10 protein-coding genes and 1 tRNA gene are annotated in these 12009 nt (G+C 55.1%); all 11 read right to left on the reverse strand.

What is annotated here, in order from left to right; genetic code table 11:
• Positions 1-326: 326 nt before the first annotated feature.
• The 11 genes from HMPREF1986_RS01990 to HMPREF1986_RS02045 all read right to left on the reverse strand — a co-directional run bounded on the left by HMPREF1986_RS01990 (position 327) and on the right by HMPREF1986_RS02045 (position 11994).
• Complete coding sequence (locus HMPREF1986_RS01990) at positions 327-1151, reverse strand: hypothetical protein (RefSeq protein WP_021773067.1); 825 nt, start codon at positions 1149-1151, stop codon at positions 327-329.
• 369 nt (positions 1152-1520) lie between these two features.
• Complete coding sequence (locus tag HMPREF1986_RS02000; RefSeq protein WP_155978749.1) at positions 1521-1952, reverse strand: hypothetical protein; 432 nt, start codon at positions 1950-1952, stop codon at positions 1521-1523.
• A gap of 180 nt (positions 1953-2132) precedes the next feature.
• Positions 2133-2951 (reverse strand): endo alpha-1,4 polygalactosaminidase, encoded by an 819-nt coding sequence (locus tag HMPREF1986_RS02005; RefSeq protein ID WP_021773070.1) that lies wholly within the window; start codon positions 2949-2951, stop codon positions 2133-2135.
• Positions 2948-4351, reverse strand: a complete 1404-nt coding sequence (murC, locus tag HMPREF1986_RS02010; RefSeq protein WP_021773071.1) for a UDP-N-acetylmuramate--L-alanine ligase — start codon at positions 4349-4351, stop codon at positions 2948-2950. The genes HMPREF1986_RS02005 and murC overlap by 4 nt, the downstream gene beginning before the upstream one ends.
• Positions 4332-4838: a QueT transporter family protein gene (locus tag HMPREF1986_RS02015; protein WP_036598892.1), complete on the reverse strand. Its 507-nt coding sequence runs from the start codon at positions 4836-4838 to the stop codon at positions 4332-4334. The genes murC and HMPREF1986_RS02015 overlap by 20 nt, the downstream gene beginning before the upstream one ends.
• A 259-nt stretch (positions 4839-5097) precedes the next feature.
• Positions 5098-6858, reverse strand: coding sequence for a glycoside hydrolase family 13 protein (locus HMPREF1986_RS02020; protein WP_021773073.1), 1761 nt, complete (start codon positions 6856-6858; stop codon positions 5098-5100).
• A gap of 132 nt (positions 6859-6990) precedes the next feature.
• On the reverse strand, positions 6991-7863 hold the full coding sequence (locus tag HMPREF1986_RS02025) for a sugar ABC transporter permease (RefSeq protein ID WP_036598881.1): 873 nt from the start codon (positions 7861-7863) through the stop codon (positions 6991-6993).
• Between the two features lies 1 nt (position 7864).
• Positions 7865-9244: a carbohydrate ABC transporter permease gene (locus tag HMPREF1986_RS02030; RefSeq protein ID WP_021773074.1), complete on the reverse strand. Its 1380-nt coding sequence runs from the start codon at positions 9242-9244 to the stop codon at positions 7865-7867.
• Between the two features lie 42 nt (positions 9245-9286).
• The gene (locus HMPREF1986_RS02035) at positions 9287-10519 is read right to left on the reverse strand and encodes an extracellular solute-binding protein (RefSeq protein WP_036598893.1); all 1233 of its coding nucleotides are present in this window, start codon (positions 10517-10519) and stop codon (positions 9287-9289) included.
• A gap of 184 nt (positions 10520-10703) precedes the next feature.
• Positions 10704-10775 (reverse strand) — tRNA-Gln (locus HMPREF1986_RS02040).
• 76 nt (positions 10776-10851) lie between these two features.
• A complete protein-coding gene (locus HMPREF1986_RS02045; RefSeq protein WP_021773076.1) occupies positions 10852-11994 on the reverse strand; it encodes an FAD:protein FMN transferase in 1143 nt (380 codons plus the stop codon).
• Between the last annotated feature and the right edge of the window lie 15 nt (positions 11995-12009).

A 12009-nucleotide genomic window follows, 5' to 3' on the forward strand; every position in this document is an offset into this window, starting at 1 on the left:
ATGCCTCCCGGGCGAAGCCGAGTCGCTGAGCTGCTTTGCTGACAGACTAAGCGGACAGGGTCGGAGCGCTCCCATTTTTTGCTGCCGATCTGACGTTTTGTCTGCCAAAAAGCAGGCCGTCTGACGCCCCGGCGCTTAGCGATTTGGTCCTTCAAAATCGCTTATGCGTCCGCTGGCCGCGGCAGTCGGAGCGAGAGCGTCCTGCGTTGGGCAGGCAAACGGCAGATCGATTCACTCCTCTCTGAAGCCGTGCCTTAAGCGTAGAAGTCTGCCATCAGGCAGACTCGGAGCGTCCTTGAGTCTTCTCAAAAGCAGGATTAACTTATCTATTCCAGCACTGCGCTCCCGGAGTCCCAGCTCAACTCCGTAAGGGCATCGGCGGCAGAAGGATTTTCACCTTCAGGGAAGGCAAAGAGCACATATGCCTTCCTGTTCTCCCATGCGTCTGGATCTGTAATGACAATCGGCTCCCCTAAATCCGCTTTGTCCTTTGCTCCAAGGCGCAAAGAGGCATAACGATCCAGCTCTGCTCCTGTCATTTTCTTCCCCGAGAAATCAAAAACGAGACAGACAGAATCCGGATACTCCCGGAGAGAGAGAAGCTCCATCCCATCCAAACTTTGTTTTCGCTCCTTCTCCTGATACGATGCAGAGGGAAGCTTGCTCAAGCTGCACTGCGAGCCGCTCACCTGAAGGACCGCCTCGGAGGCATTTCCCGAATTCATGAGGGAAAAGTGCAGTTTATTCCCTTCAATGCCGCTCCCGCCCATGGAAATTTTATTCTCCTCCGAAGTGGGAGCTTCGAGCTGAACAAGCCTCAAATAAGGATTCTCCTTCTCCGCTGCCTCATCCGAAAAGCTCAGCTTCTCATTTTGCAGAGTCAGAGACAGGTAAGGGCCTATCCTCCTAAAATCCACCAGCTTCAGATCCGTATTGTCAGAAGAAAACTTCGGCCATTCCGAAGACGGAAGCTCTCTTGGCACAGCGGACAGCATGTCTCCCCCGGGCTCTTTCGATACGGAGGGCTCTGCCTCCGAAGCCTCTTTACTGCTCTCTTTTCCGATCCCCGTGCTGCCACGATCACTTCCTCCGCAGGAAGCCAAAAATACGGATAGAACGCAGATTCCCAAAACTAGCTTTATTTTATTCATGTCTGTTCCCTCCTTTCCGTTTCTTATGGTAGAGCGTTATCAGCCTTCAGCTTTCTCATGGTCTCTTCCGATATATAATATTTTGTGTCCTCTCCTTATTTATCGAATCACCGTATACCGGATAGATCATCACCTCTCTCAGCGGATTGCAGACAGCGGGGAATCCGCAAGATCTGGTAAAGAAAAATTCGAAGGGGAGGAGGAGACGAAGGAGCGCCGCGATATAGAGGAGAATCGAAGCGTTTATATAGCTCTTTCCCCGAAAAACTCTCAGCCTTTTTAAGATGCACAAAGCAGCGGCCAAAATCCCGGAACAAATCACCGTCGTCAGCACGGAAAATAGAGTAATGCTCACGGCCCCCTCCTCTCTCAGGAGTTGTCTCTGCCCTCCCTGTAGTCGTCAATAAACTTTTCCAGCTCTTCCATGAATTTTCTGTCGCTCTCCCGTTCTTCCTTCGTATTTTTCTTCCCGACAGCCGCCTTCACAAGGGCCATTGCCACATTGGGGAGGACGCGGCTTTCTCCATAGTTCTTTACCGCTTCTCGGACGGAAAAATCCCTTTCGCTGATGCAGGGTTTGAATAGTCTCGCATTCTTTTTCCCCGATATAATAAGACCGGAGACAGCGATCATTTTTTTATCGAGAAGGGAGTTCAGAGCCGTGTGAAGGGGCGCGGCATAATGAAAAATATCTGCCCTTCTTTCTCTCAGCTCCATGCTGGTCAGTGCGCTCTCACTGCCCCAGAGCTCCCGCATGACCGCCATCTCCCACTTGTTCAACGATTGATTGTCTTTCACCATATCTCTCCTCATCTTTGTTCCATTCCTAGGCTCTTCCGAATCCAGAATGGAATTTTAGCGAATTAGTTCTTCTGTTTTTATACTAATATTAAATGAAATATTTGTCAATACTGTTTTTTAATTATAATAAAAAAGGAGGGACTCCTCCCTCCTCGGAAATTTCTCTGTTCCATTCCCGTTCTATCGAAGCTCTAGCCCCTCCGCATTGTACCAGTGAAAGCCGTTTTCCCGGCAGTAGCGGTCGATCCGCGCGGAGAGCCCGGGATCCGCCCGGTATTCCAGCAAATAGACGGAGAGGCCGCAGGCCTTTGCCCGGGAAAGATAAGAGCGAAAGTATGCGCTCTCCTCCTCTCCCTGCCTCCCGTAGCTTTTCCTCTTAAAGTCGATGCTGCTGAATACCGTCTCCTGGTTGATCCCGTCCAAAAGAGCGAGGGCTCTTCCCTCTTCCATGCAGCGGGAGACGAAGAGATCTCCCCCGTTAATCAGGATCGGAAGGCCGAAGCCTCTCAGGCCTTCCAGGATCTCGCAGAGTCCCCGGTAGGTCTTCTCCTCCGGATAATGATAGTAAACGTCCGCATTGTCCAGGAAAAAGCCGTCCAGTCCGAGCTCCGCATACTCTTTTCCAAGCTCATTTACGAGAAAGTCCCTCCAGCGGGGGGAGGATACATCGATCCAGCTCTCCTCCGGCCAGTTCTCATAGGCAGAGAGCGAAAGATCCGAGAAGCGGGAGAAATAAGGGCGGCCGCTCTCGATCGCCCCGATGTTGAGATAGCCGTAGACCGTCTTTCCCGCCTCCCGAAGCTTTTGGATCTGCTCCTTTTGAAACTCCGAGGGTTCGATCACAACCGTGCGAAAGCCCCGAAGACGCTCCGCCTCCTCTCCGCCGATGCCGAGAAAGACCCCGTAGTCCCGCTCCGCCCCTTTCCCGCGCAGTAAAAGGCAAAAAAGAAGGAAAAGCAGAAGAAGGAGCGGGAGGGCGAGCGCAGCTTTCCTCCTCAACGGCTCTCTGATTCCGCACCGCCTCTCTCTAAAAGCGCGTCTCCGACCCGGTAGATATCCCCGGCCCCCATAGTGATCAGGAGATCTCCGGGCTGCAGGCGCTCCATCAGGAAGTCCTCGATCCTCTGAAAATCCGGGATATAGTAGACATTCGTGTTCTGCTCCAGCATGTGGCGCCTCAGATCCTCGGAGCTCACGCCCACCGTATTTTTCTCCCTCGCGGCGTAGATATCCGCGAGCACGATCTCATCCGCCTGGGACAAAGCTCCCGCGAAATCGTCCATGAGCGCCGCGGTCCTCGAGTAGGTATGGGGCTGGAAGGCGACCCAGAGCTTTCGATGCGGATACTTCTTCGCGGCCTCAATCGTGGCGGCGATCTCCTGGGGATGATGCGCATAGTCGTCTATGATCGTAAAGCCGCAGACCTCTCCCTTTTTCTGGAAGCGGCGGTCCGTGCCCTGGAAGCGGTGGAGCGCCCTCCGGATCGTCTCCAGCTCGATCCCAAGCGCCCGGCCCACGGCGATCGCGGAGAGGGAGTTGTAGATATTGTGCTCCCCCGTGACGCCGAGGCTGATCGGACCAAGCTCCTTCCCCCGCTCAAAGAGGGTGTAGCTCGGGTGCGCGTAATGATCGTAGCTGATGAAATTCGCGGTATAATCCGCGTCCCGGTCATGCCCGTAGGTCAAAACCCTGCAGCGGAGCCCCTCTGTGAAATACTCGTAGTGGGGGATATCCCGGTTGATCACGAGAAGTCCGTTCTCCGGAAGCTTCTCCGTGAACCTTCGGAAGGAGTGCCGGATGTCCTCCAGATCCTTGAAAAAGTCCAGATGGTCCGCCTCTACATTCAGGACCACCTCGATCGTGGGATAGAAGGAGAGAAAGGAATTGGTGTACTCGCAGGCCTCCGCGATGAAGTTTTCCGACTGTCCGACCCGGATGTTTCCGCCGATATCCCGCATCATGCCGCCCACCGTCACGGTGGGATCCCAGTCCGCCTCCAGGAGGATCTCCGCGATCATCGAGGTGGTCGTCGTCTTCCCGTGCGTTCCGGAGATATTGATGGCATTTCGGTAGTTCCGCATGATCTCTCCGAGAAGCCCCGCCCGGCTGATGATGGGAAGCCCCGCCTTCTTCGCCGCGACAAGCTCCGGATTGTCCGGATGGATCGCCGCCGTGTAAACCACGAGCTCGATCCCCTTTTCTATATTCTCCGCGCTCTGCGGATATCGGATCCTCGCGCCGAGCTTCTGTAAATGCTCCGTCAGTGCCGAGCTCTCCCGGTCTGATCCCGAGACCGTAAAGCCGCGGTCCAAGAGGATCTCCGCGAGGCCGCTCATGGAGATGCCGCCGATCCCGATAAAATGTACGTGGAGCGGCTTATCAAAGCTGATCTGATCCATACTCTCTCCCAAAGATGAACTCCCTCTGCTGCTCCAAAATCAAAAGCAGCAGGTTTCCGAGAAGTGCAGCGGCAAGCAGCTCCCCCGCGCCGACTGTGAGCATCATCCACGGGATGAGCTCCTTTGCGCCATAGGCATAGCGAAGCACGAAGGGAATGATGAGCGCGTTGGAAAGCACCGGCGGAAGACAGACGAGAAAGCGGGACAGCTTCCGGATCTGCCAGCTTCCGACGGCTCCGATCAAGGTCGCGAGCGTCCCGAAGACAATGTCCGGAAGGGGCGCTCCGGCCAGCGCGTTCGCAAGAAGACAACCGACAGAAAGCCCCGGCACCGCCGCGAAGCTGAAATAGGGGAGGATGCAGAGTGCCTCCGAAACCCGAAACTGCACCGCTCCGAAGCTGATCGGCTGAAAGATCAGTGTCAATACCGTATAGATCGCCGCGATCAAAGCCGCCTGCGCCAAAAATTTCGTCCTCTCCTGCTTCATCCTGCCCTCCTCTGATATGCCGCCCTTTCCTCCATCCGACAGAACACGCTCCCGCTCCGCAGAGATCTGCAAAGCAAAAGGGCAAGTCACAAAGCGCCGTCTGCTCATGGATTGGCTATGCTTTCCGCATCCGGATGCCGTGGGCGGCTCGCCCGCCGAAAAGTGTAACACAGTATGGCGCGGCTTGTAAACCCGGCCATTTCGAAGCAAGTCGGAAGGCCCCGGCCGATTCAGTATTTCCGCACGCAGCTTTTCCTCATCAGCCGCTCCGTTTTCTCCGGATCAGGCTTCCGTTTGCCAGGAGGCTGTCCCCCTGAAGGCCTCTGGAAAAGAGGATCTCTCCCCCTTCCCTGATTCCGATCGGGCCGGAAGAGCAGTTCAGAAGGACTTCCAGCTCTCTCCCCTCCTGATCCAGCTTGATATACTCTACCATCCTCTCCTGCTCGTATTCCCCCGGGAAATGAAAGTGCGGGCTCCGGCAGGCCGCCTCTCCCTTCCGCATGGCGATCAGTGCCTTCATGGCGGAGAGCTTTTCCCTGTTTTCCGGGCTCTCCAGACTCTCCCAGGGCATACATCTCCTGCAGTCCGGATCATATCCCCCCTCCAGCGCGATCTCGGTCCCATAGTAGATACAGGGGCTCCCCGGCATGGTGAAGAGGACAGCGAGCTGCTGATAGAAGATATCCGGATTCTGAACACGGCTCATCAGCCTCATGGTATCGTGGGAATCCAGGAGATTAAAGATGACATTGTTGCTCTGCTGCATATACATGGTATAGCAGCGGTTCACCATATACTCAAAGTCCTCCTTTTTCAGCTCCCTGTCCAAAAAGAAATCGTGGATCCCGCTCATCAGAGGATAATTCATCACCGCATCATATTCATCCCCCAAAAGCCATGGTCCGGCATCGTGCCAGATCTCCCCGAGGAGATAGAGATCCGGCTTTTTTTCCTTTAAGCTCCTCCGAAGCCGCTTCAGAAAGTGGTGGGAGACCTCGTCTCCCACATCGAAGCGGATTCCGTCGATATCGAATTTCCGGATCCAGTCCTCACAGAGCGAGGTGAAAAAACGGATGACCGCCTCGCAGTTTGTATTTAACTTCGGCATTCCGTCCGAAAAGGCAAAGGAATAGAAGCGCCCGTCTCTGGTGCTCCCCCTGTCCCGGATATGCTCCCAGTCCTGTACCATGAACCAGTCCGCGTATTCCGATGCCCTGCCCTTCTCCAGCACATCCTTCCAGGGGGCGAAGTTTCTTCCGCAGTGGTTGAAGACCGCGTCCAGCATGATCCGGATCCCGTAGCCGTGCGCCTCTCTTACGAGGGAGGCAAGCTCCTCCTCCGTTCCGAAGTCAGCATCCACCTTCGTATAATCCTCTGTGTCATACTTGTGGTTTGACTCCGCCTGCATAATGGGATTTAGGTAGATCCCGCTGATCCCGAGCGAGTGGAGGTAGGGAAGCTTCTCCCGGATCCCGTTCAGATTGCCTCCGAAGCGCTCCTCCCTCGTCACCTCCCCCTCTCTCCACGGACTCAGGCTCCGATCCTCCGGGCTCCCCTTGCCCCGGCAGAAGCGGTCCGGGAAGATCTGATACCAGATCGTCTCATTGACCCAGGCCGGAGTCTCATTGATATCCGCCGGATTCATCCAGGGCTTGGTAAAGCACTGCAGCATCCTGCCCTCGAGCTTCCTCTGCTCCTCTGTCAGAAAGCCGTCCTCGAAGTAATACCAAAGCTCCTGCTCCGTCCAAAGCTCAAAGAAATACTTGCACCTTTTATATCTCGGAACCAGGGTCGTCGTCCACCAAAGCTGGTGGCGGAGCCTCTTTTTAAAGCAGATCTCCTCGCGCTGTCCCGTCCACTGCTCCTTTCCCCCGAGAATTCCCGCTTCAAAAGGGTCTCCGTAATGCAGGAAGACCCTCTTCACATCATAGCCTGTCCTGAGATTGATGACCAGCTCCCTTTCATTTAAGGGATAGCACATCTGCTCCGATGTCCTGTGATATACCCCGGCAAATTCCATCGAAATCTCCTCACTCCCGAATAAGGGCGGCTCTCAGGGAAGAGCCGCCCTCTTAAGAAATCCGGGCAGGCGGCCCTCCCGAAGCCGCCGCCCGACAGCTTTCTCCTCCGATCTCCGTCTTCCAAAAAGCACTTAGCCCTTCACCGCGCCGGAGACACCCTCCACATAGAATTTCTGCATGCAGAGGAAGAGGATTGCAATCGGAATCGAGATCAGCACCGCTCCGGCCGCAAAGCTTGTGTACCAGCTGTCGATATACTCCTTCTCCACCATCTTCCAAAGTCCGATCGCGATTGTATACTGGTCGGAATTTGCGCGGCAGATCACCTTGGCGAAGATGAAGTCGAGCCAGGGCGCCATGAAGGAGGTCAGAATCGTGTAGATGATGATGGGCTTACTGAGCGGCAGTGTGATCCTGCTGAAAATCTGCCATCTCGTGCAGCCGTCCAGAAGTGCGGCCTCATCGATTGCCATCGGGAGCGTATCGAAGAAGCCCTTCGCGATCTGGAAGCTAAGCCCCGCTCCTCCGGAATACACAAGGATCAGGGCCAGACGGATCCATCCCCCCTCCGTAAGTCCCATCGCCTTCAGGATGAAATAGACCGCGATCATGGACATGAAGCCCGGGAAGAGTCCGAGCACCATCGCCATATTCATATAGGGCTTCCGCATCTTAAAGCGGAGCCTGGAGAGGCAGTAGGACACGGCGAGGACATAGAAGGTCGCGAGGATGCAGGAGCAGACCGCGATGATCAGAGTATTCATGAACATCCTCGGGAAGTTCAGAACCGTAGTGTCGATAAAGAGTCTTTTGTAGTTCTCCAGAGTGTAGGCCTTAGGGAAGAAGTTGGACACATAGGAGCCCTTCTCCTCCCGGAAGCTGGTCAGCACGACCCAGACGATCGGAAAGAGCCAGATCACCGCAAGAAGAGCCAGGACAATGTGCACGATCCCGTTCTTTACGCTTCGCCTTCCCGTCGCCGACGGCATTCTTTGTCCGCTCATTCTAAAATCCTCCTTCTTCCTTATAGGATTTACTCCTCCGATAGCTGAACAGGGCCCCGATCGCCAGAATGACAAAGGTCAGGATGCCAATCACTGCGCCGATATTATAGTACTGCTTGTCGATCGTGAGCTTATAAAGCCAGGTCACGAGCAGATCCGTGCTCCCCGCCGTAGAGGAGAGGTCCGTGACCGGCCCTCCCCCGGAGAGAAGGTAGATGACATTGAAGTTATTGACATTTCCGGTGAAAGTGGCGATGAGGTAGGGCGTCGTCACGTAGAGCATATAGGGGAGCGTGATCTTTCCGAAAATCTGCAGAGCATTGGCCCCGTCCACCCGCGCGGCCTCATAGAGATCCGACGGAATGTTCTGGAGTACTCCGGTCAGCTGCAAAAGGGTATAGGGCACTCCGACCCAGATATTGACCACGATGACGGTCACTCTCGCCCACATCGGGTCCGTAAAGAAGGGAAGACTCGCATCCGGCGCGATCCATCCGAGATTTCGCAAAAGGACATTGACTGCCCCGTCCGGCTGCAGGATGGTCCTCATGATAAGGAGCGAGACGAACATCGGCATTGCACAGGAAAGGACGAAACAAAACCTCCAAAAGCCCTTCGCCCTCGTCTCCTTCCGATTGATCGTAATCGCGAGAATCATCCCGAAGATATAGTTCGAAAAGGTTGCGAAAAACGCCCAGATCAGCGTCCAAAGGAGGACGGACCAGAAAGTGGTCCCAAGGATACTGCTCGAGTCAAAGAGGGTCCGGAAATTCTCAAGCCCCACCCAGTCAAAGAGCAGCAGGTGATTCCCGATCTTACTGTAATTCGTAAAGGCCATGCAGATCATGAAGATCAGAGGCAGTATGGTAAAAGCCAGGATGAACGCCATCGGAGGCGTCATCAGAAGACGGTAGAGATTCTCATTGAGGAGGGAGGAGAGATCCTCTCCGAAGGTATTGACATGCCTTCCCTCCTTTGCGAGACACTCCGCCTTGTAGGCGCTCCGAAGCGCTCCTCTCCAGGCGAGGAAAAAGAGGACGCTCAGAAGCACCGTCGTCACCCCGTAGAGAAGGATCAATACGGACTGATCCCCCTTCACATAGAGATAGACCTGCTTCGCCTCGTCCCAGACCTCCGTTTGCGGCACCGTCCCAAGGCCGCGGAGCATCCCCAGGAAGCTGAGGCCCGCCGCCGCCATGAATACGATGTAGATAACTTCCAGAGCGAGATACAGAAGTCCCTTGATTCTCTGTCCGTGGACAAAATTCCCAAAGCCCATCAAAAGCATGGACAGCTTTGTCTCCAGACCGCCCTCCCGGATCGCTCTCTCACAGGTATAAGGCGTCGGAAATTCATTGACCCATTTCTTTGATAATTTCATGTTTCTCCTCTCCCTGAATGCGCAGCCGCTCTTTTTCCGCGCCTAGATGCCGTCGCTGTTCATCGCCTTATTCATCGCCTCCACCTGCTCCTTCGCATTCTCATGCGTGACGCTTCCGTTCCGGATCCCCTTTCCCATGTTCTCGACCGGGACCCAGCAGTTGCTCATCTTCGGAACGAAGGGCTGCAGGACGGAGGTCTTGTCGAAGGTCTCGGTCTGCGCCGCCACGACGAGGTCTGAGAGGATGTCCTTGTCCTCCAGAAGCTTTTTATTGCACGGGATCACGTTCCGAAGCTCATAGTGCAGCTTCTGCCCCTTCTCTCCTCCGAGATAGACGGCGAGCTTCACGGCAGCCTCCATATTCTTCGCACTCGGGTTCACACCGATCGCCTTGGAGCCGGCATAGGAATACAGCTGCTTCTTCTGCCCGTTCAGAGTATAGGTCGGAAGAGCCGCGGCTCCCATGTTCTCCCCCAGGGCCTCCTTCACATTATTGGCATCCCAGGAGCCGGAGAACATGGCGTGGATGCTTCCATCCCGAAGCCCCGCGATGCCGGAGCCTCCCTCATCCACCTTGAAATTCGGATTCTTCAAAAGGTCGATCAGATAGTCTGTGACCTCCACTGCCTTCTCCCCTCCGAAATCGGCCCCCTTGGACTCGTCTGTACCGTCCCCGAAGAGGCTGCATCCGTTCCCGAAATAAAAGGCCGGGAGATTCCACGAATTGGTGAGCGGGAAGGAAACCGTCCCCTTTGAGAGCATGCTCTCCAGATTTTTCACATCCTCCTCGGTAAACACGGCCTTGTCATAGTACATATACCAGGTATTGGTGGTGAAGGGCACGCCGTAGAGCTCACCGTCCAGGGTCAAGGACTTGAGGAGCTCCGGTGTATTTTCCTCCTCGATCTCCTTTCGGTATTTCCCGCCGAATTTGGCGAGAGCCTTGGCGTCCGTCATGGTGGTCAGGGTATCATTTGCGAACATAAAGACATCCGCGCTCGCCTCCGGGTCCTGCGATACCTGTGTCGCCGCCGTCGCCTCATCGGCGACGCCGTAGACGAAGGTGATATCCCACTGCGGATTCTCCTCCGCAAAGGAGCGGCACATTTTCTGCAGCCATTCCCCGCTTGCCTTTGACTGATCCTCCGAGGGAGACCAGACCATGAGGCGGACCTTTTCCCGCCCCTCATCGCCCTGCACCGAGCCCCCGCATCCCGTCAATCCCGCGGCAAAAAGACATGCCGCGAGAAAAATTGCACATTTTTTTCTTAGCATCACAACTCCCCCTCTCCTGAGTGGATTCCCGTTCGTTTCGTTAATTTTAATAATATCATTCTCTATTTTATCCGTCAAATAATAAGAGAAACGGAAGAAAGCCGGAAAAGAGACGGAGGGAGAGGGGATTATGAGAAAAAAGAAAAGGAAAAGAAAAAAGTCTCCGGAAAATCCGGAGACCTCGCAGGGCTACATGGATTCGAACCATGAAATGACGGAATCAGAATCCGCTGCCTTACCGTTTGGCTATAGCCCTGGACAAAAACCGCCTGAGCTTTTCTCAGACTCATAAAGGATACTCGAGGCGGTGGGATTTGTCAAGTATTTTCTCCTCAGTCCGGGAGGAGATATTTCGAAAAGCCCTGCGTCATCGGCTTTTCGCCGTCATTTTCCACCCACATCGCTTCCAGCGCATCCCCCTCCGAGAGGCCGCAGAAATGCTCCTCCCGGATCCTCCGAAGGAGTGCCTCTCCCTCCTCCCGGCTCATGAGAAAAAGCGCGGTGGAGAGCGCATCCGCAAGTCCCGAATCCGCCGTCAGGATCGTGACGCTCCGGTGAAGCTTTCCGGGATAAAGCGTATCCGGATCCACGATATGGTGATACCTCTCGCCGTTCACCGTATAATAGCGCTCATAGTCCCCGCTTGTGACGAGAGAGAGCTCCGAAAGCCCCGTCGTAAGCGCATACCTCTCCCCTTCTCCGCTGTCGATGTAAAAGGGGCTCTCCACAGGGCAGATCCACTTCTCCCCATCCGGCTTCCGGCCGATCGCCTTCAGATTCCCCCCGATATTGAGAAGAAAGCTCTTCGCGCCGAGCTCTGCGGCCTTTTCTCCCGCCCTCTGTACGGCGTAGCCCTTTGCGATTCCGCCGACATCGAGGCTCATCTTCGGATCCATGAGAGCGACCGTGGAGGCGTCCTCATCGATCACAATATCCTCGATCCGGCAGTGCTTCGACGCTTCTAAGAGCGCGTCCTCCTCCGGAAGGGAGGCATGCTCCGGATCCGCGATTCCCTCCTCCCTCTTCTCATGCCAGAGAGAGAGAACCGCGCCGTAGGCGATATTGACCTTCCCCCCCGTGAGGCGATAGATTTCCTTCCCGAATTTCAGAAGCTCGATGATCCGGCCGTCCACCTTCACGGGACCCTGCCCCGCTCTCTCATTTACGGTCTTCAGATTCACTACGCCCTCGTAATCATCATAGATATCGAAGAGCGCATGGCAGTCGCGGAGCTCCTTATGCACCGCCTCCGCCTTCTCCTGAAAGCTTTTCTCGTCCCTGTCATAGCCTGTCAGCACAGAGACCGTGTCGAAGACATCCATAAACTGCGACTGAAAGCGCTGAAGAGAGGGAGCGCTCCTCCCGCATCCGGGGAGAAGGATGAGAAGAGAAAGGATGAGAAAAAAGCGGAGAAAAAGAGAGAAAAAGGCCCCCCTCTTCCTTCGGGGAGCCAGATATTTCACGGAATCTTTCACGGAAAATCCTCCTTG

Origin of the sequence: Oribacterium sp. oral taxon 078 str. F0263, from assembly GCF_000469565.1 — a bacterium.
Taxonomy (GTDB): domain Bacteria; phylum Bacillota; class Clostridia; order Lachnospirales; family Lachnospiraceae; genus Oribacterium.